Annotated in this window: 23 protein-coding genes and 2 pseudogenes; 22 read left to right on the top strand and 3 right to left on the bottom strand. The window is 39.7% G+C overall.

The window, feature by feature from the left end:
• The 15 genes and pseudogenes from rbsD to AC1D69_RS17760 form a co-directional block, all read left to right on the top strand.
• On the top strand, window positions 1–399 hold the full coding sequence (gene rbsD, locus AC1D69_RS17830; protein WP_495457494.1) for a D-ribose pyranase: 399 nt from the start codon (window positions 1–3) through the stop codon (window positions 397–399).
• Window positions 400–418: 19 nt separating this feature from the next.
• Window positions 419–1,900: a sugar ABC transporter ATP-binding protein gene (locus AC1D69_RS17825; protein WP_495457493.1), complete on the top strand. Its 1,482-nt coding sequence runs from the start codon at window positions 419–421 to the stop codon at window positions 1,898–1,900.
• A 2-nt stretch (window positions 1,901–1,902) separates the two neighbouring features.
• Window positions 1,903–2,865, top strand: coding sequence for an ABC transporter permease subunit (locus AC1D69_RS17820; RefSeq protein WP_495457492.1), 963 nt, complete (start codon window positions 1,903–1,905; stop codon window positions 2,863–2,865).
• Between the two features lie 15 nt (window positions 2,866–2,880).
• Window positions 2,881–3,798, top strand: a complete 918-nt coding sequence (locus AC1D69_RS17815) for a D-ribose ABC transporter substrate-binding protein (protein ID WP_495457491.1) — start codon at window positions 2,881–2,883, stop codon at window positions 3,796–3,798.
• Window positions 3,799–4,014: 216 nt separating this feature from the next.
• A complete protein-coding gene (locus AC1D69_RS17810; protein WP_495457490.1) occupies window positions 4,015–4,443 on the top strand; it encodes a GntR family transcriptional regulator in 429 nt (142 codons plus the stop codon).
• Window positions 4,440–5,129, top strand: a complete 690-nt coding sequence (locus tag AC1D69_RS17805; protein ID WP_495457489.1) for an ATP-binding cassette domain-containing protein — start codon at window positions 4,440–4,442, stop codon at window positions 5,127–5,129. Before AC1D69_RS17810 ends, AC1D69_RS17805 begins: the two co-directional genes overlap by 4 nt.
• The gene (locus AC1D69_RS17800) at window positions 5,126–5,968 is read left to right on the top strand and encodes a hypothetical protein (protein WP_495457488.1); all 843 of its coding nucleotides are present in this window, start codon (window positions 5,126–5,128) and stop codon (window positions 5,966–5,968) included. The genes AC1D69_RS17805 and AC1D69_RS17800 overlap by 4 nt, the downstream gene beginning before the upstream one ends.
• A gap of 11 nt (window positions 5,969–5,979) precedes the next feature.
• Window positions 5,980–7,191 carry a hypothetical protein gene (locus AC1D69_RS17795; RefSeq protein ID WP_495457487.1) on the top strand — a complete coding sequence of 404 codons (1,212 nt, stop codon included), beginning with the start codon at window positions 5,980–5,982 and terminating at the stop codon, window positions 7,189–7,191.
• A 60-nt stretch (window positions 7,192–7,251) separates the two neighbouring features.
• Window positions 7,252–7,512 (top strand): hypothetical protein, encoded by a 261-nt coding sequence (locus AC1D69_RS17790; protein WP_495457486.1) that lies wholly within the window; start codon window positions 7,252–7,254, stop codon window positions 7,510–7,512.
• Between the two features lie 149 nt (window positions 7,513–7,661).
• On the top strand, window positions 7,662–9,155 hold the full coding sequence (locus AC1D69_RS17785; RefSeq protein ID WP_495457485.1) for a UDP-N-acetylmuramoyl-L-alanyl-D-glutamate--2,6-diaminopimelate ligase: 1,494 nt from the start codon (window positions 7,662–7,664) through the stop codon (window positions 9,153–9,155).
• A 346-nt stretch (window positions 9,156–9,501) separates the two neighbouring features.
• Window positions 9,502–9,849 (top strand): hypothetical protein, encoded by a 348-nt coding sequence (locus AC1D69_RS17780; protein ID WP_495457484.1) that lies wholly within the window; start codon window positions 9,502–9,504, stop codon window positions 9,847–9,849.
• A gap of 36 nt (window positions 9,850–9,885) precedes the next feature.
• Complete coding sequence (locus AC1D69_RS17775; RefSeq protein ID WP_495457483.1) at window positions 9,886–10,764, top strand: alpha/beta fold hydrolase; 879 nt, start codon at window positions 9,886–9,888, stop codon at window positions 10,762–10,764.
• 26 nt (window positions 10,765–10,790) lie between these two features.
• Window positions 10,791–11,270 carry a hypothetical protein gene (locus AC1D69_RS17770; protein ID WP_495457482.1) on the top strand — a complete coding sequence of 160 codons (480 nt, stop codon included), beginning with the start codon at window positions 10,791–10,793 and terminating at the stop codon, window positions 11,268–11,270.
• Window positions 11,261–11,608: pseudogene (locus AC1D69_RS17765) on the top strand (GNAT family N-acetyltransferase); the annotation flags it as partial. The gene AC1D69_RS17770 and the pseudogene AC1D69_RS17765, both read left to right, overlap by 10 nt.
• 16 nt (window positions 11,609–11,624) lie before the next feature.
• Window positions 11,625–11,756 (top strand): annotated as a pseudogene (locus AC1D69_RS17760) (GNAT family N-acetyltransferase); the annotation flags it as partial.
• 31 nt (window positions 11,757–11,787) lie between these two features.
• On the opposite strand, the gene AC1D69_RS17755 reads toward AC1D69_RS17760, so the two are convergent.
• Window positions 11,788–12,699: a VanZ family protein gene (locus AC1D69_RS17755; protein ID WP_495457481.1), complete on the bottom strand. Its 912-nt coding sequence runs from the start codon at window positions 12,697–12,699 to the stop codon at window positions 11,788–11,790.
• Window positions 12,700–12,811: 112 nt separating this feature from the next.
• Here AC1D69_RS17755 and AC1D69_RS17750 point away from each other — a divergent pair, with 112 nt between their 5' ends.
• The 5 genes from AC1D69_RS17750 to AC1D69_RS17730 all read left to right on the top strand — a co-directional run bounded on the left by AC1D69_RS17750 (window position 12,812) and on the right by AC1D69_RS17730 (window position 17,640).
• Window positions 12,812–13,294: a DUF5412 family protein gene (locus AC1D69_RS17750; RefSeq protein ID WP_495457480.1), complete on the top strand. Its 483-nt coding sequence runs from the start codon at window positions 12,812–12,814 to the stop codon at window positions 13,292–13,294.
• A 109-nt stretch (window positions 13,295–13,403) separates the two neighbouring features.
• Complete coding sequence (locus AC1D69_RS17745) at window positions 13,404–15,032, top strand: copper amine oxidase N-terminal domain-containing protein (protein ID WP_495457479.1); 1,629 nt, start codon at window positions 13,404–13,406, stop codon at window positions 15,030–15,032.
• A 345-nt stretch (window positions 15,033–15,377) separates the two neighbouring features.
• Window positions 15,378–16,415, top strand: a complete 1,038-nt coding sequence (locus tag AC1D69_RS17740) for a GNAT family N-acetyltransferase (protein WP_495457478.1) — start codon at window positions 15,378–15,380, stop codon at window positions 16,413–16,415.
• Between the two features lie 94 nt (window positions 16,416–16,509).
• The gene (locus AC1D69_RS17735) at window positions 16,510–16,983 is read left to right on the top strand and encodes a hypothetical protein (RefSeq protein ID WP_495457477.1); all 474 of its coding nucleotides are present in this window, start codon (window positions 16,510–16,512) and stop codon (window positions 16,981–16,983) included.
• Between the two features lie 105 nt (window positions 16,984–17,088).
• Window positions 17,089–17,640, top strand: a complete 552-nt coding sequence (locus tag AC1D69_RS17730; RefSeq protein WP_495457476.1) for a YdhK family protein — start codon at window positions 17,089–17,091, stop codon at window positions 17,638–17,640.
• 141 nt (window positions 17,641–17,781) lie between these two features.
• Here the strand turns inward: AC1D69_RS17730 and AC1D69_RS17725 are convergent, their stop codons facing one another.
• On the bottom strand, window positions 17,782–18,972 hold the full coding sequence (locus AC1D69_RS17725; protein ID WP_495457475.1) for a YhgE/Pip domain-containing protein: 1,191 nt from the start codon (window positions 18,970–18,972) through the stop codon (window positions 17,782–17,784).
• 167 nt (window positions 18,973–19,139) lie between these two features.
• On the opposite strand from AC1D69_RS17725, the gene AC1D69_RS17720 reads away from it, so the two are divergent.
• Window positions 19,140–19,757 (top strand): TetR/AcrR family transcriptional regulator, encoded by a 618-nt coding sequence (locus AC1D69_RS17720; protein WP_495457474.1) that lies wholly within the window; start codon window positions 19,140–19,142, stop codon window positions 19,755–19,757.
• A gap of 186 nt (window positions 19,758–19,943) precedes the next feature.
• Window positions 19,944–21,476: a Ppx/GppA phosphatase family protein gene (locus tag AC1D69_RS17715; RefSeq protein WP_495457473.1), complete on the top strand. Its 1,533-nt coding sequence runs from the start codon at window positions 19,944–19,946 to the stop codon at window positions 21,474–21,476.
• Here the strand turns inward: AC1D69_RS17715 and ppk1 are convergent.
• On the bottom strand, window positions 21,424–23,547 hold the full coding sequence (gene ppk1, locus AC1D69_RS17710) for a polyphosphate kinase 1 (RefSeq protein WP_495457472.1): 2,124 nt from the start codon (window positions 23,545–23,547) through the stop codon (window positions 21,424–21,426). The two genes, AC1D69_RS17715 and ppk1, sit on opposite strands and share 53 nt — an antisense overlap.
• Window positions 23,548–23,745 lie beyond the last annotated feature (198 nt).

Here is a 23,745-nt window from a genome sequence, read left to right as displayed (position 1 = left end):
ATGAAGAAACATGGAATATTGAACAGTCATATCTCCAAAATACTTGCTGATCTAGGTCATACCGATACGATCGTCATTGCAGATGTGGGACTTCCTATCCCAGCAGGTGTTCCTAAGATTGATCTCGCTCTTACACTCGGTGTACCCAGCTTCCAAGATGTCGTAGATCTACTGGTTGAGGACATGGTCATCGAGAAAGTAACCATTGCATCGGAATTAGCGACAGACAATCAAGAAACATCGCACTACTTAAAAGATAGATTTAAGGAAATACCAATAGAAGAGTGTTCACATGAACAATTTAAGTGTTTAACTCAGAAAGCTAAGGTTATTATTCGTACGGGTGAGGCTAAACCTTACGCTAACTGTATTTTACAAGCCGGTGTATATTTCGGATAAATGAGGGGGTGCCAAGGGTATGCACATTACGATGAAAGATATTTATAAATCATTCGGTGCTAACAATGTATTGACGGGTGTAGATTTCGATCTAAAGGATGGTGAAGTTCACGCCCTTATGGGCGAGAATGGTGCGGGTAAGTCTACGTTGATGAATATTCTAATCGGTCTTCATCAACGTGACAAAGGTACCATCATTATTGATGACAAGGAAACCTACTTTACCAATCCAAAAGAGGCTGAACAAAGAGGAATTGCTTTTATCCATCAAGAGCTTAATGTATGGTCCGACATGACTGTCCTAGACAACCTATTTATTGGTAAGGAACGGACAACGAAATTTGGTTTATTAAATAAGAATGAGATGAAGGCGTTAGCCAATGAGCAGTTTCGAAAACTTGCTGTTACGATCCCACTAAATCAAGAAGCGGGAGAATGTTCTGTTGGTGAGAAACAGATGATTGAGATTGCAAAAGCACTCATGACTCATGCGAAAGTAATCGTTATGGATGAACCCACAGCTGCTCTAACCGAACGAGAAATACAGAAACTATTCGAAGTCATTGCATCACTCAAAAAAGAAGGAGTCTCCATCGTCTACATCTCGCATCGTATGGAAGAGATTTTTGCAATATGTGATCGAATAACGGTTATGCGTGATGGGAAAACAGTAGATACAAAGGATATACCAGATACGAACTTTGACGATGTTGTTAGAAAAATGGTTGGACGAGAACTAACAGACCGTTTCCCTGAACGTACAGCAGAACCCGGAGAGATTGTACTTGAAGTCAAGAATGCTTCTAAAAAGGGTCAGTTTAAGGACGTTAATTTCTCCGTACGATCTGGTGAAATCGTAGGATTCTCAGGATTAATGGGATCTGGACGTACAGAAATAATGAGAACAATATTCGGATTAGATTCCTTAGATCAGGGCGAGATCTGGGTACGAGGGAAAAAAGTCTCGATCCACAATCCTAATGATGCCATGCATGCTGGCATCGGATTCGTAACAGAAGACCGGAAAGATGAAGGATTGGTTCTAGATTTCTCAATTCGGGACAATATGGTATTAACGAATCTATACAGCTTCGCGCCAAAAGGGATCATTAATAATAAGAAAGAACAAGAATTTGTAGATGTTCTAATTAAACGTTTACAGATCAAAACACAGTCCGCAGATGCATTAGTTAGTAGCTTATCTGGTGGTAATCAACAGAAAGTGGTTATCGCTAAGTGGATTGGAATTGGATTAAGTGTTCTCATCTTAGATGAACCAACCCGCGGCGTTGACGTTGGGGCGAAACGAGAAATTTATCAACTCATGAACGAATTAACGGAGCGTGGCGTAGCGATTATCATGGTCTCTTCCGAACTACCTGAAGTATTAGGAATGAGTGATCGGATTATAGTTGTTCATGAAGGCGAAATCAGTGGAGAACTTTCACAACAGGAAGCTACGCAAGAAAATATTATGACGTTAGCTACAGGGGGGCAATAGTTATGACGACTATCAAGGATGAAAAGAAGGGCTTTCAAATCGGGCAAATTACACAGAAACTGGGTCCGTTACTTGGGTTAATCATTCTTATTATTATCGTAACCGCATTAAATCCAAGTTTCGTAGATCCACTGAATATTCTGAATTTGCTAAGACAAGTTGCCATTAATGCGTTGATCGCATTTGGGATGACCTTTGTAATTCTAACAGGGGGTATCGATTTATCCGTTGGTTCGATTCTCGCATTATCCAGTGCGCTGATGGCTAACCTCATGCTCTCTGGATTGGATCCAATCTTAGCTATCATTATTGGTTGTTTGCTAGGTGGAGTGATGGGTATGGTCAATGGACTCATGATTACCAAAGGTCGTATGGCGCCCTTTATCGCAACGTTAGCCACCATGACTATTTTTCGAGGATTAACGCTTGTATATACAAATGGTAACCCGATCACAGGTCTTGGAGAAAGTAAGATGTTTCAATTGTTTGGTCGTGGTTATTTCCTAGGCATTCCGGTTCCAGCGATCACGATGATTATCATATTCGCAGTATTATGGATGGTATTACACAAAACGCCATTCGGTCGTAAAACGTACGCAATCGGTGGTAATGAAAAAGCTTCCATCATTTCTGGGATAAAAGTAGATCGCATCAAAATAATGATCTATTCATTAATCGGTATGTTGTCTGCACTAGCAGGTGCTATCCTGACTTCTAGATTGAACTCCGCACAACCAACGGCGGGTGCATCTTATGAGTTAGATGCCATTGCTGCTGTTGTATTGGGTGGTACGAGCTTAACAGGTGGGCGTGGACGTATTGTAGGTACTTTAATTGGTGCTCTTATCATTGGGATATTGAACAACGGACTAAATTTACTCGGCGTATCATCATTCTACCAAATGGTAGTCAAAGGTATTGTTATAGCCATTGCTGTATTAATTGACCGTAAGAAGACTGCATAAGAGGAGGATTCTAATATGAAAAAAATGACTTTAATTCTTACTTCCTTACTAATGATCCTCATGACAGGTTGTTCATTAGAGCCACCAGAGTGGGCCAAGCCCAACCAAAGTGGTAATTCAGAAAATGCGAAAATAGGTTTATCGATTTCAACCTTGAACAACCCATTCTTTGTATCTGTCAAAGATGGCGTTGTAGCAGAGGCTAAGAAACAAGGGCTAGAAGTTATTATCATTGATGCGCAGAATGATTCTGCGAAACAAAGTAATGACGTGGAGGATTTGATGCAACAAGGAGTAAATGCTCTGTTAATCAATCCAGTAGATTCATCTGCGATCTCTACAGTAGTTCAGACTGCGAACAGCTTAGATATTCCAGTGATTGCACTTGACCGTTCTTCTGACAAAGGTGATATTCAGACACTTGTTGCTTCAGACAATGTAAAAGGTGGATCGATGGCTGCAGAATACATCGTGGCACAACTTGGTAAAGGTGCAAAGGTCATTGAACTTGAAGGTTCACCTGGTGCATCAGCTACACGTGAACGTGGGAAAGGATTCCACGAGATCGCAGATACACAACTCGATGTGATTGGGAAACAGTCCGCTGATTTCGACCGTACCAAAGGACTAACTGTGATGGAGAACTTGCTACAAGGGAATCCTTCGGTACAAGCTGTCTTTGCGCATAATGACGAAATGGCACTAGGAGCCATTGAAGCGATTCAAAGTTCAGGTAAGAAAATTCCTGTCATTGGTTTCGATGGTAATGACGATGCTTTGAAATCCATTGAAGCAGGCAATTTAACAGGTACTGTTGCTCAACAACCTGAGTTGATTGGACAATTGTCCATTCAAGCTGCTAAAGACGTACTTGATGGTAAGACAGTAGAGAAGTTGGTTGCTGCTCCATTGAAATTGGTAGTTAAAGAGTAAGAAGAGAAGGCTGTTATAAGGCTTCTTGCATAAAGCACTGCACTCACTGATTAGGTGAGTGCAGTGTTTTTTTGTTATTGATTCGTAGATTTAACCCATATGGATGAATACAAGAATATTGGATGGTATTGACATATGAATGTATTATGGGCATAATACAGTTGAAGTGTATGAACTACTTGGTACACACACTTGAAAAGAATGAGAGGTATCCGGATGAAAATGAATGAAGGTTGGACAGAAGTTATTTTTAATGGCCGGGATCCGGTGTATTTACAAGTTGTCCGTCATTTCAAAGAACAACTCGCTACCGGTCGGCTGGAGGCTGGACAGATCATTCCTTCACGGAGGGAATTGGGTGCATTACTGAAGATCAACCCTAATACAGCACAGAAGGCTTATAAAGAAATGGAGGAACAGCAATTGATCGTAACCGAAGGGAATTCAGCAAGTAGAATCACGCTTGATGAGAATATGCTACGAAGTATTCGTTCTGAATTAATTAGCGATGCAGTTGATGCCTTTGTGGTATCGGTCCGTAAAATTGACGTTCCCGTAGAAGAACTATTGGATATCGTAAAGCAGAAGTATCTTGAAAGAAATGAAATAGATAGACTACTAGAGGAAGGAGGAGACGAGGCATGATTGAGGTTGTAGACATTCATAAGAAATTTCGTAGACGTTCTGTGCTAAACGGTGCCTCCTTCACGGTAGAGAAGGGACAAATCACATGTCTCATAGGTATTAACGGAGCGGGTAAGTCAACGATTCTAAAGGCAATGATGGGATTGACGCCTCTGAAATCAGGTACAATTCGGATTGATGGTCAACCCATAGATAAGAATATGTATGAGAAAGTGGCATTTATCCCTGATCATTTAACAATGCCTTCTGGGATGAAGCTATCTGAGGGACTCCAGTTCATGGCAGACTTTTATCAGAGCTGGAATACAAGTAGAGCTGACGAGCTTATGACATTTTTTAGCCTGGATGGAACAGAGAGAATTGGTAATCTATCGAAAGGGACTGCATCTAAATTTAATTTAGTGTTGGGACTTGCACAAGATACTGAATATGTCTTAATGGACGAGCCCTTTTCGGGAATAGATATGTTTAGTCGGGGTTTGATTGCAGAGGTATTCTCCAGCCACTTGATCGAAGATCGCGGCGTACTTTTGACCACGCATGAGATCGGTGAGGTAGAGCATTTGATCGATCGAGCACTACTCATGAAAGATGGAGCCATCTATCAGGACTTTTATTGTGAACAAATGCGTAGCGAGGAAGGCAAGTCCATTGTCGACGTTATGAGGGAGGTGTACCAGCCATGAAAAGTTATCTGAAGCTCGTACATATGGAGATCAATCGATTCAAATATATACTAGCAGGGCTTATGAGTTTAACGTTATTATGTCAGGTTGGTGTCGTGATCTGGTGGACTAAGAGTGCTGTATCTTACAGAGAAAGTGGGGCTTGGAAGATTGGGAAGTATAGTAGCTATACACCTTCACCTAACGGTAATATTTCGTTTACGGATGTGATGGCTAATATACAAGCCATTTATATGACTCCAATTCTGCTAAGTATTGGGGTGTGTGCGATATATGTATTTCTAATTTGGTACCGGGATTGGTTTGGTAGAAATACATTCATATATCGCTTGTTGACACTTCCTAGTGCAAGACGACATATTTATTTCTCAAAAGCTACTGCGATTCTTATGTTCATATTGGTGCTTGTATCTTTTCAGTTGGCGCTTTTACCTGTTCAGGAGTTAATCTTCAACTTGATCGTCCCATCAGATATTAGAGATCCTTCCTATTTATCTAATATTCTTTATGCAAATCGAGCGCTACCGTTGTTGGTACCTTGGCATCTGGATGTATTTCTAGTCTATTACGGATTAGGAATGATAGCTGTTATGGCTATTTTCACTGCTATTTTGATCGAAAGAAGCTATCGCCGTGTAGGCATTATATACGCACTTCTTTATTTAGGTATTTGCTTGTTCGCACTTTTATTCCCTTTGTTCGGTCTGGGATTGAATGATGTAAATGGATATTTATATTCTAATGAAATATATGGCATCGAGTTAGTCATGTGCGTAATCGTTCTTAGTGTGTCAGTATGGCTTGGTTGTCGACTTCTTTCCAAAAAGATAACAGTGTAAGGAGGATTATCATGAGACGTTATTGGATTTCTATAGTAATAACTGTGTTTATTGTTGTTGGATTGGGTACGTATTATGTATATGGTGCAGTGGCCCAGTTTCCGGAATATAAGATATCGAAAGTATCAGGAGATGTTGACGAGGGAAACAAGATTATAGTTCAAGGAGCCTTTTTGGTTAGGGGAAGATACCAATACTTGAACGCTACTACTGAGGGCAGAGATTATCCAAGTAGGCGCAATATCTTTAGCCAAATATTCTCAGGTACAGAGTCATGGCGGAATGAGCAAGCGGATATCCATCAGATCTTCAAGGATCATCGCTCTTTTATGAGGAGAAAAGGAAATATTAATAGCTTTTATCAAGATGATAAGTGGATTATTTATGCGGATGCTGTTATCAATAATACTTCTAATGGCACGTCGGAGATTCTACTTAGTATCGACCTTCTAAATCAATCTTCCGGTGAAGTTAAGCATTATGAAACCATTGTGGAGAATTCATCGGACTATTCTTATATCTATGTGGAGGATGTGCAGATGATTGGTGAGCACGTTCACATGCTTATAAACCAACGAAGTAAGGGGAATTTGAATGGTTCTGCGGTTGAGTATCATGATTATGTTGTGGATATAAACAGTGGAGCATTAATCAGTAATGGAAGACTTGCCTTTGAAGATAACCTTAAGAACAATGTTAAGCTATTTGATCGAAGTATTTCGAATACAATTTATTCATCACCCAGTGAGTATAGCGTATTAGTTGTTACTGATCAGCAAACAAGAGCAAACGATTACATGGGGAAATTTGATCAGCATCTCTACTCATATTCATATAAGACCGGTGAGTTGAAAGATCTGTCAGACCTACTGATGAAAGAAGGAATCGATGACAACGGAGATGTTCGGCTAGATAGTAATGTACTTTCTATCTTGAATTATCAGACTGATTTCATTTCAATATCACGTTATAATATCGATACAGGGACGTTAACAAATGAAGTCCTAACCTTAACTGCCCAGCAACTGGGTGTCGATAAAATATTAAGTGGAAATATGAAAAATAATAAGTTATATATTGTATCTCAATCAAACTTTACTCCACAGATTGCCGTACTAGATGCGACGAATGGAGCTATTCTATATACAGGTGAGATTGTTTATGATGGTAAGCCAATGGAAAGTAAGTGGGAAGGGACGATATATATGCAAATTGCTGATTAGGCTCCTATTTGTATTTTAAATCGTTAATCAACATCACAACGTACAGGCGAGGTAGATATTATGAGATCAACGGATTATTTCAATAGAACACTAGAGGTATTAAGACGGTTGGAAACGTATGGCTATCAAGTGGCGTATTATATCCTTCAAGATGAGGAGCTTGCGATGGATGCAACGAAGAGGACATTGTTAGCCTTAGCGAAGGAAGAAGGACTCTATACTACCCCTGTAGCTGTACAACGTGATTTGATGAAAAAGAATATTATAAGACAATCCATCATGCTCAGAAATGAAGTCGTAACATCAGTCATAACTGCATAGTGAGCACGTAATGAGACAGTACAAAAGCCTTTGGAGCGAAATCTCCAGAGGCTTTTATGATGATTGATATGTAATCAACAAAAGGGAAAATATAACTTTTGGAGAATATATAGTGAAAGGTTTAACTTTCTATATAGGAGGTTTCTTTCTTGAAATTAAAAGAACTTGTTGAACAACTAACCATCTTTTCGGTTCAAGGGAATATAGATGTGGATATTACGGGAATTAATATGAATTCACGAGAAGTGAAGCAGGGCGATTTATTCGTATGTATATCTGGTATATCAGGACTTCAAGCGGATCGTCACCAATATATTGATCATGCGATTGAAGCGGGAGCTGTGGCTATCATTGTTGAGAAGGATGTCGTTGCTCAAGTTCCCACAATTAAAGTATCCAATGCTAGATTCGCGTTAGCCGTGCTGTCTACACATTTCTACGGTTATCCCAGTCATGATCTCAAGTTAATTGGGGTAACAGGAACCAATGGAAAAACAACGACAAGTCATATGATTGAATCTATTTTAGCTCATGCTAGTTACCGTACGGGTCTTATGGGGAATATCGGAACAAAGATTGGTAGCACGATACGTAAAAGTAACATCAATACACAAGACCCACATATGCTTCAATCCAATCTAGCAAAAATGAATGAGTGTTCAACAGATTATTGTGTAATGGAAGTGACTTCTCAAGGTTTACATATGGGACGTGTTGTAGGGTGTGATTTTCGTACAGCTGTATTCACGAATCTAACCCATGATCATCTCGATTATCACGGAACGATGGACAATTACCTTATGGCCAAAGGTGCTCTTTTCTCAAGAATGGGAAATTCATACTCACATGAGCCTTCTAAACAAAAATTTGCTATTCTCAATGCAGATGACTCAGCATCTGAAGTATTTAATAGTTTAACAACAGCACAAGTGATTACATATGGTATTAACAATCCAGCAGATGTGGTGGCAGAAGACATTCAACTAACAGCTAAAGGAATGACATTCAGGCTCGTTTCCTTTGTAGGAACGGTTACAATTCAATGCAAAATGGTTGGTATTTTTAATGTGTACAATGCGCTTGCTGCTATTGCGACAGCCCTAGCTGAACAAATCCCGCTTCACTCCATACAACAAGCATTATCTGAATTCACGAATGTGACGGGGAGAATGGAAATGATAGATGGTGATCAGGGTTTTCTTGTGATTGTTGACTACGCCCATACCTCTGATGCATTAAACAACGCACTATTAACATTGCATGAGCTGGCACATAAGAGAGTGATTACGGTGATTGGTTGTGAAGATAAGAATGAGGAGAGTATATTTTCACAGATGAGAGAAATCGCGCTTAAGCATAGTGATATGGTTATCGTAAATACGGAATATGCATCAACGGAAGCTACGAATAGGATGATTAAAGAACTAGAGAAGGGGCAAGGAGAATGCACTTCACAGGAGCTGCTATCGAATCGGGAACAAGTAGTAGCAAGAGCCATTGAACTAGCTAATCCAGAAGATATCGTGTTCTTTGCTGGGAAAGAAGATTATAAAACAGAAATCCAGCATATTCTAAAAGACTACCAGAACCATTCTTATACAGAAGTAGGCGATCATACTCAAGGTATTCAAATCCGATCCTAATAGATGCAGATGACGAACTAGATTTAGGAGGACATGTGTATGCAAGAATTTGTTGGCTACTGTAAGGTATGTGAACAAAAGATTTACTGCAATGATGGATTTATTAACGGGGTAGTATTAGACGATACAACGTTATTATGCTTTGATTGTTATTCTGAGAATAAGCCTGAGACTTAAAAATGATTTAGATTTTAGGGGTGAAATATTTAAGATGACGCCACCAGTGATGAAAAATAATAGTGAACACAAGATTAGATATCCTTCCCTGATTGGACCAATCATATTGGTTAGCATTATGTCGATATTACACATGAGAATGTTAGTTTCAATTATGCAAAATGACAACATGTCTTGGACCGAGTTTTATATCGAATGCATTGCGCTTGTAATATTTGCGATTGGGCTGACATTCATGATCATTAAGGCATTTATGAAACCATCTATCCTAAGATTAGACCAGAACTCCCTTTTCGTTAATGGTCGCACAGTTGAGGCTCATCAGATTAAGATAGTCATGGTCATGGGCTACTTCAACCCCGTTATAGGGATTAAACCCAAGAACAAAAGATATGTACCCGTTCATTTATGTTTTAGATTAACGGAGGATGAAGATAAGGGAATGAAAGAATTGAAGAGTTGGGCAGAAGAGAATCAGATTCCGTTTATCCAAAAAAGGTTTGCGCGGTGGATGTGAATACTTGATTGATGATCAGAAAGAGGTGATTGATCCATGGATAGGAGCTATTCTATTGTTCGTAAAAAAGGGAATAGAGAGAAGTTCCTCCAAGCGTATGATGACTCCATGCAGTTATGGCCTGTCCCGTTTGAGGATGTAATGCTATCTACGAGATTTGGTGATACACACATCATTGTATCGGGGTTAATAGAGTCTCCCGCAATATTGTTGTTTCATGGGATGACGTTCAGTGCTACCATGTGGTATCCCAACGTTGAATCCTTATCTAGACATTTCAGAGTGTACGCAGTGGATACATTAGGTGACTTAGGTAAAAGTACTATTACATCACTTATACGAACAAGAGAAGACGCAGCCCTCTGGGTTTCTGATATTCTTACGGAACTTCATCTTCAATCAGCCATATTCATGGGACATTCTATGGGTGGCTGGCTCACAATAAATTTTGCGCTTCATTCTCCTGAGAAAGTACAGAAAATGATCTTATTAGCACCTGCCGCCGGAATTTATAGAATAACTCCTATGTTCTTATTAAAAGTATACCCTTCAATAGTTTTACCATCAGCTTATCGTATTCGTAAAGAGTTAGCGTGGTTCATGAATAGTTCCTACCAAGCAGATGCTAAAGCTGAGGTACTGATTCGTCAGTTCATCGTCTCAGGATTGAATTGTATACCACTTTTGCGAGTGACACCTACTGTATTTAAAGATCACGAGTTACAAAGCCTTACTATGGAGATTTTACTGATGGTTGGCGATAAAGAAGTCATCTATCATTATGATCGAATGTTATCTAAAGCCAAGCGACTACTAACAAACTTACATACAAGTGTTATACAGGATGCAGGTCATGCATTAACTATGGAACAATCCGAGATTGTTAACCATAAGATTATTGATTTTTTGACATAACTCTGTGATAAGGAGTGAGTATTAGAATGCAACAAACGCAGGTACAGAACAGTAAATTTAAGATCCAATATCCTTCAGGAAATTCACAAATATTAGCCATTAGCATGGTATTAATCATATCCGTGACGTGGTTAATAGGAAAGATTCAGAATGATTTTAGTCCGCAGAGCATTTTGTATTTGGGTGGCGCCCAAATTCTTATATATAGCATTTCGCTAGTTATTTTTATTTATAGGAAATCTGCTAGGCCAACTGACTTATGGATTAGTAGGAAATCCCTATTCATTAATAATCGTATTGTTGAAGCTAATGAAATTCAAATGCTAATGGTTACGGGATATTTCAGACCTGTTCTAGGAATTAAACCAACCGATAAGAAATATGTTCCTACTTATTTTTGTTTTCGGTTTATAGAGGAAGAAGATAAGGGAATGAAAGAATTGAAGATTTGGGCAGAGCAGAATCAGATTCCTTTTCTCCAAAAGGGGTTTACGAAATGGATGTAACGACGAGATCAAATAAGTTAATAGAGACAGAAAGACTTATCATTCGTCCTTATGTAAATGAGGATTATGTTAATTGGTACACACAATTCGATAATAGACTTCCCTCTCAGTACAAATACGATGATGGACGTCCGACAGATATGCCTTCTTCTACGGAAGAGTGGTTCCGCGATTGGATTAACGGATTCCATGAATGTGCGATTAGAGATGAGATGTACATCTATGGAATATTCCGTAAAGAGGATGGAATGAATGTTGGGAAAATAGAGTTGATTAAGATTCTACGTATGGATTATCAATGGGCTATGATGGGATATTCAATACATAATCAATTTTGGAACGAGGGGAGATATGGATAATCATCCCTCGATAAAGCTTGCTGAAAAAGCTGGATTTCTTCTTGATTGTGTGAGGAAAGAGTTTTCTTTGGAGAATCAGAAATGGACTGATTTGTTCATTTATTATAAGAATGGATTTTGTATTTGAAGGATATTTTAATTTGTTGCTTGTTTGTTCTTCACTCCCACCAATGCTTCATTTCACTGAATCCAACATCCCATAGTTTAGCGTTTCCGGATACGATAATCGTAATTTTGTTCACCTTGTCCAATGGTATGTTTAAAGGTTCTGCACCTTTTTGATTGTACTGAACACTTATTTTTCCATCATCCACCAGTACAGTGACTTCTCCCTTGGGATCTCCCTTGTCTGGAATGCCATAATATGAATAAAACTTCACATCTGATTTATTCCCTAAGATGTAGATGTATGATTTGCTTTTATCACCATCACTGTTATACACGTTCATTTTGGGTTCTATTTTCTTGCCTGATACCGTCAAACTGGGAAGATTTTCAGTCATAGGCAGGGATCCATTTATTTCTTTCACCTCATGTAACGCTTGAATCGGGCCTTCTCTTTTGGCTACAACATAATTGATGGTTTCCGAAATCACGATTATTCCAACTAGAAGAACACCGATAGATAGGACCGAAGCAATAAGCTTTTTATAAGAAATTTTTGAAGAAAATCCGACTCTATAGGAGATATATCCTATTGCTGCACCTAGAGTATTGGATATCACATCAACTACATCAAAGCTGCCAAGATAAGTTAAAGCCTGCAGCGTTTCCAGAACGAGAATCGCCAAGATAAAGAAGGTTATAAACTTCCCAAAGCGGATTCGATACAATAGGGGAATGAGTACACCAAAAGGAATAAAAGCAACAATATTTCCAAAGTCAAATATCCATGAGGAGGTTAGTTCTGGGAATTGAAGCGGAACTCTCTCTGGGACAAGCATAAATGTATATCCATTTACTCCTGCTGTATGATCCACTCTATTAAAAGCAAAGAAAATAAAAAATAAGACAACAATTGTATATAAGATGGTTCCTGTAAAGATGAATTTCCGTGATTTCACTTTCATAAATGTCTCCTAATTTTAAATTACCGCTAATGTTTCGGTTAAGATAAGAATACTGTGTAAGATATTGTAAATAAAGAAATTATTTTAGACCAGTGAGCACCGGAGGTTTTGTATGAAAAAAAGATATATTATTATTTCACTATTGATTTTTAGTATATTACTGTTCATTGGATATAATAGGTACTTTTATAATTTTAAAAGCCTTGATAACGCAACATTATTTCTAGGTCCCATAGAATCACCTGATGGTAAATTTGAAGCTAGCTCATATTATTTAAATTATGGCGGTGCAGCAGGTGGAGTAATTTATATTGTCGAGGTCGAACAGACTCAGACTGGAGAAAAGAAAAAGGTATATTCTAGTAACCATAAAGATGATTTTTCGATAACTTGGAAATCTTCAGACATCCTTTCAATAAAAAATGAAAGTCCAAAATATAATGATTATAGAAACATTGATTTGAATGTAAATACGGATATATATGAAGAATCCGGAGCTGCCTGCCGAAGTCTATTACTTAAAGGGAAATTCGAAAACTGCTATAAAGCGGAGGACATTAAGGTGCCTCTTATTTTTAAACTACTTGGTTTTTGAACTAACGGGATATGAGAAGTTAGTAAATGTTGACCAACTGGAAGATATCGAAAAACGAATGAATGCATTAATTATTTTTTTAAAACTACCTTAAAGGAGAAATGAACAGATGATTAAAAACCTAAAAACCAAGTTTTCCTGCGAGATGCGCTTCACATTACGATGGTCTTCATTTCTACCTGCGACGCTTCTGGCCACGGCTGTAGCATTTGTCATCGCGCTACCCGTAAGCGCAGACAAATCCGAAGCGCCCGCTACATCTGTAAAAAGTGACATTAACATCACGATTAACGAAAAAGTAGTGAAGACGAATACGCCTCCTTTCCTAGACGAAGGTGTGGTTTATCTGCCTTTCCGGGATATCGGGGAACTGCTCGGAACCTTGGTGGCCTGGAACACACAGGCCAAAACGGTGACGATGAGGTATCCGGAACTCACGGTTAAAGTTCCCTTCGGCTCAACCAGCGCATCCGTAAATGGGCAGCGAGTCTCTCTGTCCACACCCCTCCGAATGGTTGGTGGTCGTGTGTATGTACCGATGCGCTTTTTCTCAGAAGCTATTGGAGCGGAAGTTAAATGGGAGGCGACCACACATAACGTACGCATAACGAAGCCGAACGATTACCTCGAGCTGAACCCATTGGCGATATGGTTGAATCGTACGACCCGTGACCTGTATATGGGCAAAGGCGAACAGTCCGATGTACTTTCCATAGGCAAGCTGGAAGCGCAGTTGCAGGGAGCGGTTTCAGTTGAGGGCCCTAGCAGGCATGGTAAGAATACGGTGCTGACATTAGTGGATAGTTATGCAAGTCCTCAACCCCATTATGAAGTCTACACTCTTCTGATCCGCGATAACCAGATCGTCGAGCAGAAGCATGCGTCTTATGACCAGCGGTATGAGTCTAATGCGTCGGATTATCAAGTCTATGATACGAACGGCTGGATTCAACATGCGGTGCTAACTGACGGCAAGATCGTGTGGGTATATAACGATGAAGGGAAAGTCGTCTCAACGTATGATCTACCACAGCTGACCCAGCAAGACGACGTGTTCGGGGTTCAGGCTGTGGATACCGACTTTCTGGTAGTCCGACCTAATCGCAGCGGCTTGCTGTCACTTATCGACCTGAAGGACAACTCTACTGTGATCCTAGCAGATAAGCTCCTTACGGGAAAAGATTTGACATATGCTCATGATAACCAGACGCCTTACCCTGGGGATTCACTGAACTTTGCCGGGGACGTGGGGCACGGCGTTTTGGATTTCGGATATGACAGTCCGTTCCCAAATAACAACGGCCAATCAGAACGACTGTCCTACGAACGACCGTCTTATGAAGAAGAACGAAAGGCGCTTCCCAAGGAGCGAAGCTTTCAGGAGATGGCATCCTCATGCTCTATCGATACGGTCGTGTCTGTAGATATTCAGGACGGGGATCTGATATATAAACCGCTGATCGGAACGAATAAGCAGGATCAGGAAGGGATCCGCACGGTTTGCCGTATCCTCAAGAAAATCACCACAGATGGCGTTGAAGTTACGCTACCCCGGACATTTCCGGTGACGTTCTTCCATGGAATGTCAGTGAATTTTTCTACCGACGATTCGGTCAGCATTTACAGAGCATCCGGGGATAGGCTGGCCATGGGTTCCGAGCTTGGAGGAAAAAACATATTTCTTGCCGATGCTCAAATGATCAAGGAATTTGAGAGCCTGAAAGTAGTGCCTAATTAAGAATGAGCTGGAATGTTGGAACCGTACAGTACTCCGGATAAACGATCGCCTAAACAAGCCGAGATTGGTCCGGCTTGTTTTTTTGTGGCCAATTTAGAGGGGGAATCCAAAACCTGCATCTATAGGGCATCCGAGAAATTCGGATTATAATATTGCCATTCTTGCTCTCCGATAACGGATTTCTCTACGCGGTTTAGGCCAAATGGATGTGCCGGGATGGCATGCGGCTACAGGGATTTCGCACCGCGGGTAATTCACAGCGCACGGAGTGACGTAACATGACGGATTTCATGGTAATATTATCTATATCATATAAATTAGCTTACAAATAGGAGTGAACGTAACATGGCAACTGTATATATGCTTTGTGGTAAAGTGGGGAGCGGGAAGAGCACTTATGCCAAGAAATTGAAAGAACGTTATCAGGCGATGATTCTATCATGTGATGATTTAATGCTATCGCTTTTTGATGAACAATTGGGAGACCAACATCAATTCATTCAGCGTAAAAGTATGGATTATTTATACAATCTTGCAGATGAGTTAGTATCCATAGGTGTGAACGTGGTTGTAGACTTTGGTTTTTGGAGTAAGGCAGAAAGAATCGAAGTGAAACAACATTTTATGGATAAAGGAATAACGACTGAACTACATTACATAAACACACCAGAAATACAGACGAAGAAACAATTACAGATGCGTAATGAAGCTATAACCGATAGTAACTCGAATGTTTATCATATAACTGAAGAAATGAGACTGTTATTTGATACTAGATTTGAGGAACCCACAGAGGACGAAATTTCTGCAAGATCTGAAGATTATGATATAAATGAACAAAGCAAAGAGGTGAGAATTGAAGGGGATACGATTGATCTACGCTTGGCGTGTGAGTCAGACTTTGAGGATTATTATGCTTTTGTACAAGAGCCCGAATCCAACCGATTTACCGGGACTCAGGGAGATTTTACACAAGATGACATTATGTCATGGATTAAAAAAATTGGTGTTATGAACGATGATCGTGCTGATTTCATCATTGTGGCCAAGGAAACGGGTGAATTTCTCGGTGAAGTCGTGTTGAACGAAATGGATTCGATGAACCGAAGTGCAAATATACGGATTGGTGTAGATACGCGACATACAGGCAAAGGATATGGAACAGAAGCCATGAAGCTGATGCTTAGATACGGTTTCGACACGTTGAAGTTACATCGAATCGACCTGGGCGTATATACATTTAATCCAAGAGCGATTCATGTATATGAGAAGATCGGATTTCAACACGAAGGGATACTCCGAGATGTCCTCTATTCAGATGGGGAATTTCATGACGAGATTAAGATGTCTATCCTTGAGGAAGAGTTTCGCGGAACAATATAGAGGTATTCCTTCCCTGCAATGAATAATATGATATTGGGCCGGGTGTTATCCATGTGGATGTAACAGATGGATAGATGAGAGGGAGGTATCTAAGATGGGACTAGTTGAAATCCAAAGTAGTAACTTTAAGATCAAGAACCCTTCGGAGATTCTTCAAATTATAAGCATTAGTATCTCCTTAGTCATATTTATGAGTTTGTTAAGAAGGTATGACCATGATAGTAATCGAGTACTATTTTATATTGGTTGTGTATGGTTTCTAGTATGTTTAGGTTTGTTGGCAATTCCAATCTATCGATTATTTATGAAACCAACGGTCATGATAATCAACCCAGACTCCTTATTCATTAATGGACGAACAGTTGAAGCGTCAGAGATAAAGACTGTAATGGTAAGAGGGACGTTCCAATCCGTTATAGGAATTAAACCAATTCGTAATAAAATTGTACCCATTGATTTGTGTTTTCGATTTCAAGGTGATGAAGATAAAGGGATAGCCGAACTATCAAGATGGGCGGAGCGTAATGGGATCCCCTTTGTCCAAAAACGCTTTACCACTTGGGTGTAATGACTTCATTTATCTAGATAAAAATAATGAATTATTGTTTGAAATTATACGTTCCATGGGTATACAGTAGAATATGGACAACTAAGAATTCGGAGGTCATATCAAATGAAGAAGCAATTGATTTTTCTTATGCTAGCAGCATCGATTAGTTTAAGTGCATGTGGAAATGGAAATGACAATGGTAAAGAGAACGCTGTAAATGAGACACCCATGGACCACAGTTCGCATTCAAGTTCAAGTGAAGTTCCAAAGGGTCTAAAGGAAGCCGTGAATCCAACCTATAAAGTTGGAAGTGAAGTTATCATCAAAACGGGTCATATGGAAGGAATGGAGGGTGCAAAGGCAACCGTCGTAGGTGCCTATGACACTACAGTTTATGCTGTTTCGTATACTCCGACAACTGGTGGAGAACGAGTAAGTAATCACAAATGGATTATTCACGAAGATATAAAGGATGCTGCTGCCGAACCTTATAAACCAGATGCTGATGTGATCATGAATGCAGATCATATGGAAGGTATGATGGGTGCAACGGCTGTCATTGATACGGCTGAACAGACCACTGTATATATGGTTGATTACACTCCGACAACGGGTGGGGACAAGGTAACTAATCATAAATGGGTAACTGAAAGTGAGATTTCAGCTGCGAAGTGATCATTGGATTCATGAAGAAAGAAGAATGGATAGGGAATCAGATATATTCTGATGACTCTATCCATTCTTTGTATACAGATCAATATGTAGGAGAAAGTTTGAGAGTGTTTTTACATTTACAAATCTCCATTATACGTATTATTAAGTGCTGGCTACTTGTTTTGATTTTGCACGTTGAAAGGTAGTAAGCAGGATAACGATCAAACTGACCACGATAATCCAGACAAGGACGGAAAGAGCTGTGTTCCAAGCCAATTCCTGACCAAAGTAAAAGAGTTCACGAAGCCCCTCAATCATAAAGCGCATCGGTAGCCAAGAGTAAATCCAATCCCGATAGAAAGGCGACATCATCTCAGGTGCCATTGCTAATAAAGGAGCTCCGAAGAATAGCAATAAGGCAAAAAGAGCGATGCCCTTGATTCCAACCAATGAAAGAACAGCTGTAATCATCATGATGAAGCTAAAAGCTGTAATTGTTAAAAATAGAGCGGTATCCATGAAATTCGGAATATTCAGCCCGACCATTGCCTCGGCTAACCAAGTCAAACCGAATCCAATGACCAATGCTGCTACCGTACCTATCACTATCTGCCCAATCTTACTAACTAGTTTTTCTTTTTGAGTGAACATCGGCATTTTGCTGACTGCTAGGAAAAGAATGGCTGAACTAGCCAGACATGCAATCCATAGAGGTTGGAATAATGAAATGGGTGCGTTGCCACCTGCGCTATTCTTCCCAACTTCATTTATATTGGTGACTGTTTTTGTAATAGGCACTGCGATACTGGAAGCCTGCTCTACAGTCAGAGTCGCTCCTTGTGTTTTAAATCCATCGAGTAATTGAGTACGGACGTTGTTATTGATATTATCAACCATGCCATTTAGTAGTTGTGCCGCCATGTTGGATGCGGCTGCATTCATACCTTGATTGACATATATCTGTAATTCCGGTGAAGAAGGCGTTTCGGTTCTTAATGAGACTTGTTTTGCACTGAAATCCTTTGGGATTACCAATGCTGCATAATACTTTTGGTCATCTAACCCCTCTTGGACTGCCGTTGTACTTTCTACTTCCACCCATTTAACTACAGGGTCTTCGTCTGGGGCAGACGCGGAAGCGGTTTGCACCATATCCATGATAGTTTGCCCCATATTTACAGTGGACTGTCCCGGAATCTCTACTCCCTGATCCTCATTTACAACGGCCACCGGCAGTTTTTTCGGTTGCGGCTGGACCGTTGGAAATAAGGTTAACGAAAAGATAAAGACGATAGCCAATGCAATAATGGGTGCTATTACTAACAATCTGTTTTTGAAAAACATATTAAACATATGCAATCCTCCTTAATATTGTTTATAATAACAAACAACCTGTTGTTTATTATATTGCAAATTATAATTACTGATGTGTTTAAAGACAACGGTCAAAAACGGGTGATGTGTTACTTAAAGAACACATTCGCGGGATGTGTCGTTAAAAATATTAGGGAGGAAGTTGTATGCGAGAAGATAGTACAGATTTACGTGTGATTCGGACTAAACAATCGATTCGGGATGCTTTGGTGAAATTGATTGAGGAGAAAGGGTTCGAGGCGATGACCGTCAAAGACATCACTACAACTGCTAAAATTAACAGAGGAACATTTTATGCACACTATCAGGACAAATTCGATTTAATGATTAAATGCGAAGAAGAGATAATGAAGGACATGTCCAGAATTGCCATACATAATTTTCCTGATGTTCTATCCGATATGGAAACGAATTCCTCGACTCCCGCTACTTTTCATCTGCTCATTTTGATTTTTGAATACCTGGATGAAAATAGCGGATTCATGAAAGCCGTCTTAGGCCCAAAAGGAGATTTGTCATTTCAGTCAAGGCTAAAAGAGTTCATGTGGGAAACCTTGTTTGGAGATATCTCCACTAAACTTTTTGATAAGGAGAAATTACTGGTTCCTAGCCAATATTTGATATCTTATGTAGCTTCTGCACATATCGGGATTATCCAACAATGGCTACATAGCGGAAGAAAAGAATCGCCTAAGGAAATGGCACGCATTTTATCTACCATAGCTATTAATGGTCCTTTCAGTGCAGCGGGTCTAAAAAAATAAGGAATACAAAGCTAAGGGATACCTACATTGAAAAAGTCAGTATCCCTTTTTATGAGCTTCAGTATAACATACATAGTTGACGGTGGTAGGAGTGCAAAACAACACCGAGAGGGACAAATATGGTATATTATTAACTTAGATATTCATAATAACAAGTTGCCTACTCAGCAAGGAATAGGAGTATAAATGATAATAGATAAACCGTACCGGATAGGTATTATTGACATTGGCTCCAACTCCATCCGACTGGTTATTTATGATACAACACCCGATGGAGGGTACAAGATTATTAAAGAATGTAAACAGTCAGCTCGTTTGAGTGAGAAAGTTAATGAAGAGGGAATTCTGGATAAGAATGAGATGGCATCCATAGTACCTATTCTCAAACAATTCAGAAAGGTCTGTACTACGTTTGGCGTGGACAGAATTCGTGCGGGAGCAACTGCAGCGATTCGTAATGCTAGTAACTCTCAAGAAATTATTGCGTTCCTATCACAGGAATCTTCCATAGATATTAAGCTTATTTCAGGAAAAGAGGAGGCTTATTTCGGATTTCTAGGTGTCATTAATGCTTTTGATATAGAGGATGGCTTTATTGTTGATATTGGTGGGGGCAGTACGGAAATTACATTGTTTGAGAATCGAAGTTATCAGACAAGTATATCTCTACCTTTTGGTGCGGTGAATACCAATGTCACGTTCGGAAACGATGGTAATTGGAATGAGGAACAAATTCTCAATCTTCGTACATATGTGCTAAGTATGCTTGATGAGCATAAGTGGTTGCAATCTAAACCTGAGTTACCGTTGTTTGGTCTAGGTGGAACGATCCGTTCACTCGGTAAAATAGATCAGAAACATTGCAATTATTCCATGCCGACCTCACATCGCTATGCGTTAGAGACAGATACGATCAATCATCTATTTCATACACTTCCACATCTTTCTCTAGAAAAACGTAAAACTGTAAATGGCTTGTCTAAGAGCCGGACGGATATCATTGTTTCAGGACTTATTATTGCACATACCGTATATCATTATATCCAAGCTAAACATTGTCTAATTAGTGGAGAAGGTCTACGTGAGGGAATGTTGCATGATTTCTTAAATCCCGCCCAACCCGTGAAACCTAATACACTGGAGTATAGCATTCAGACATTATTAGCTTTTGAAGCGGAAGCATCACGTTCACACTTAGAGCATGTCTACACATTATCCAAAGAGATCTACGAAACCTTGCAAGGTGAGGGGGATACGAAGGAGCATAAGAAGCTTTTATACGTATCGATTATGTTGTATCGCATTGGTGGGCATATCAATTATTATCAGTATAACCGACATACCCATTACTGGATTATGAATTCTTCTATTCGAGGACTAACGCATCGAGAGATCATTCTATGTGCGTTAATATCCTCTTACAACACAAAAAGCCGGAAGCAGAAACTGTCCCAAGAACATGAGGACATATTACTACCTTCCGACGAAGTATGGATCCATAAGTTAGGATCTTTAGTGCAACTATGCATTGCTCTCGACCAAAGCGAGACACAAGCTGTGAGATCAATTCATGCAGAGGTTCGAAATAAGACGCTACATCTCACGGTTCAGAGTGATACAGAAACATGGATTGAGCAAGAAGAGATGGATAATGCCGTTAAAGTATTTAAAAATGCATGGGATCTAAAATTGAAGATTGATTTCCCTTCCATTTCTTAACCTTCATAGCCTCAGACTGGCTCCTAAATGGAGCCTTTTTGTCGTCTGCGAATTCATAACTACCGCTAGGTTGTAGAAATCTAGACTTAACGTTGTCTTTAAGAGACAATTGCAGGATTTGGGCGACAAGTGTGAGGATGTGAGGATCATAAACCGGACACATCAGTTCAATACGTCTAGTTAAGTTACGAGTCATCCAATCCGCGCTGGAGATCCATACCTCTGAAGTTCCACCATTTTCAAAATAATAAATACGAGAATGTTCCAAAAAGCGGTCAACAATGCTCCGAACTGTGATTCGATCACTTAATCCTGGAACGCCAGGTCTTAAGCAACATACACCGCGTATAATGAGGTCGATCTGAACACCGGCCTGTGAAGCAGCATATAACTCGTCGATCATCTCTTGATTCGATAAGGAATTCATCTTGGCAATAATTCGTGCAGGTCTACCAGCAGCCGCATGTTCGGCTTCTCTACGAATCAGTTTGAAGAGGGATTGACTCATATTGGACGGTGCAACAGTTATGGCTTCCCAATCATTGTTGGTTGAGTATCCCGTCATTTGATTAAATAGCTCAGAAGCATCTAGTCCAATGCCATGATTGGAAGTGAATAGACTCAAATCTGTATATACTTTGGCTGTGCTGTCGTTGTAATTTCCTGTGCCTACATGAACGTATCGTTGCAAGCCATGATCTTCTTGTCTTACGATTAGTGTTATTTTGGCATGTGTTTTTAACCCAATTAGACCATATACGACGTGGCATCCTGATTTCTCAAGCTTGCGAGCCCATGCGATATTACGTTCTTCATCAAATCTAGCCTTCAATTCCACCACAACGGTAACCTGTTTACCGGATTCTGCAGCTGTCGCTAAGGCTTGGATAAGCGGAGAATTGCCGCTGACACGATACAATGTCATTTTGATTGCCATCACATGCTCATCTTCAGATGCTTGAATGATGAAATCGGTAACAGCCTCAAAGGATTCATATGGATGATATACAAGGACGTCACGTTCTCGTAGCACTTCAAAAAAATCCTCATTCTCATCAAATTCCATCGGATATGCGGGTTCAATAGGGTGATTACTTAAATGGGAGAACCCCTTTAGAGATCCTGCGAAATTATGTAGAAAGCTAAGATCCAGAGGACCATCTATTTCAAAAATAAAGTCTTTAATTTCAAACTCATATTGGAGCTGACTTAGGGCATAGGGATGCATCCCTTTCTCCACTTCTATACATACGGGTGATCCCCATCTACGTTTACGTAATTCCTTCTCAATCTCTTCTAATAGATCTTCGGCGCCTTCTTCGTCAATCGTTAGATCCGAGTTACGTGTAATGCGGAATTCATGAACTGCTATTGGAGCATAACCGCTAAATAGTGTGTGAATATGTCGTTTAATTAGATCTTCTATAAAAATAAATTGGCGTTTCTTACTATTAGTTCGATGAGGAAGAGGAATACATCGCGCTAAGTTGGATGGGATTTGTAAGATTGCGAAATAGGGTTCTTCTTCTACACTTCCTATACGGCTAAGTACGACAGATAAATAAACAAATTGACTATGAACAAGTGGAAAGGGGCGACTCTGATCTACTGCCATAGGAGTTAATACAGGGAAAATGATATCTTGATAATATTGATCCATGGCTTGTTTTTGAACGGTATTCAATTCATTGTAGCTAGAGAATACAATACCCTCTTTTGTTAACAATTTAGAGATATCACGAAATGTACGGTACTGGTCGTTAATCATTTTAGATACTTTTTTCAAAAGACGCATATAGAGACCCGAAGGCGTGTAGCCTGTGAAGTCTTTCTTTGTATACCCAGCTCTAATCTGATCTTGAATTCCTGCTACACGAACACTCATGAACTCATCTAGATTTGTAGATACAATAGCTAGAAAATGAGCCCGTTCTAAGAGAAGCGTGTCTGTATCTTGAGCTTCCTGAAGTACACGTCTGTTAAATTCAATCCAACTTAGATCGCGATTCAAATACGCAGATGATAGGGTAGGTAAGTTACTTTTAAGTGTGGATTTCTCTTCTGAGATCATAATTCCTCCGCCATAATTTGTTATTATTGTCTTCTATCACTCTCAGCTTACAATATAATTGTAAATTCTGTGTAAAAAAATAATATTCATGATGAAATAAATGTAGAAGAGGTACGTCTGATTTGCATTGGTTAACATAATAATAATTATGTTAACCAAGTGTTCGGAAGATCTTTTTTTAGAAATAGTGCCGAGTTC

It is taken from the genome of Paenibacillus sp. Y301 (genome assembly GCF_059445505.1).
Note: the sequence above shows the minus strand (reverse complement) of the source record. Positions and strands in the feature narration are given on the sequence as shown.

Bases quoted from the DNA above. Each gene is read 5' to 3' on its own strand.
- rbsD (WP_495457494.1), top strand. From the start codon at position 1: ATGAAGAAACATGGAATATTGAACAGTCATATCTCCAAAATACTTGCT.
- AC1D69_RS17825 (WP_495457493.1), top strand. From the start codon at position 419: ATGCACATTACGATGAAAGATATTTATAAATCATTCGGTGCTAACAAT.
- AC1D69_RS17820 (WP_495457492.1), top strand. From the start codon at position 1,903: ATGACGACTATCAAGGATGAAAAGAAGGGCTTTCAAATCGGGCAAATT.
- AC1D69_RS17815 (WP_495457491.1), top strand. From the start codon at position 2,881: ATGAAAAAAATGACTTTAATTCTTACTTCCTTACTAATGATCCTCATG.
- AC1D69_RS17810 (WP_495457490.1), top strand. From the start codon at position 4,015: ATGAAAATGAATGAAGGTTGGACAGAAGTTATTTTTAATGGCCGGGAT.
- AC1D69_RS17805 (WP_495457489.1), top strand. From the start codon at position 4,440: ATGATTGAGGTTGTAGACATTCATAAGAAATTTCGTAGACGTTCTGTG.
- AC1D69_RS17800 (WP_495457488.1), top strand. From the start codon at position 5,126: ATGAAAAGTTATCTGAAGCTCGTACATATGGAGATCAATCGATTCAAA.
- AC1D69_RS17795 (WP_495457487.1), top strand. From the start codon at position 5,980: ATGAGACGTTATTGGATTTCTATAGTAATAACTGTGTTTATTGTTGTT.
- AC1D69_RS17790 (WP_495457486.1), top strand. From the start codon at position 7,252: ATGAGATCAACGGATTATTTCAATAGAACACTAGAGGTATTAAGACGG.
- AC1D69_RS17780 (WP_495457484.1), top strand. From the start codon at position 9,502: ATGTCTTGGACCGAGTTTTATATCGAATGCATTGCGCTTGTAATATTT.
- AC1D69_RS17775 (WP_495457483.1), top strand. From the start codon at position 9,886: ATGGATAGGAGCTATTCTATTGTTCGTAAAAAAGGGAATAGAGAGAAG.
- AC1D69_RS17770 (WP_495457482.1), top strand. From the start codon at position 10,791: ATGCAACAAACGCAGGTACAGAACAGTAAATTTAAGATCCAATATCCT.
- AC1D69_RS17755 (WP_495457481.1), bottom strand. From the start codon at position 12,699: ATGAAAGTGAAATCACGGAAATTCATCTTTACAGGAACCATCTTATAT.
- AC1D69_RS17750 (WP_495457480.1), top strand. From the start codon at position 12,812: ATGAAAAAAAGATATATTATTATTTCACTATTGATTTTTAGTATATTA.
- AC1D69_RS17745 (WP_495457479.1), top strand. From the start codon at position 13,404: ATGATTAAAAACCTAAAAACCAAGTTTTCCTGCGAGATGCGCTTCACA.
- AC1D69_RS17740 (WP_495457478.1), top strand. From the start codon at position 15,378: ATGGCAACTGTATATATGCTTTGTGGTAAAGTGGGGAGCGGGAAGAGC.
- AC1D69_RS17735 (WP_495457477.1), top strand. From the start codon at position 16,510: ATGGGACTAGTTGAAATCCAAAGTAGTAACTTTAAGATCAAGAACCCT.
- AC1D69_RS17730 (WP_495457476.1), top strand. From the start codon at position 17,089: ATGAAGAAGCAATTGATTTTTCTTATGCTAGCAGCATCGATTAGTTTA.
- AC1D69_RS17725 (WP_495457475.1), bottom strand. From the start codon at position 18,972: ATGTTTAATATGTTTTTCAAAAACAGATTGTTAGTAATAGCACCCATT.
- AC1D69_RS17720 (WP_495457474.1), top strand. From the start codon at position 19,140: ATGCGAGAAGATAGTACAGATTTACGTGTGATTCGGACTAAACAATCG.
- AC1D69_RS17715 (WP_495457473.1), top strand. From the start codon at position 19,944: ATGATAATAGATAAACCGTACCGGATAGGTATTATTGACATTGGCTCC.
- ppk1 (WP_495457472.1), bottom strand. From the start codon at position 23,547: ATGATCTCAGAAGAGAAATCCACACTTAAAAGTAACTTACCTACCCTA.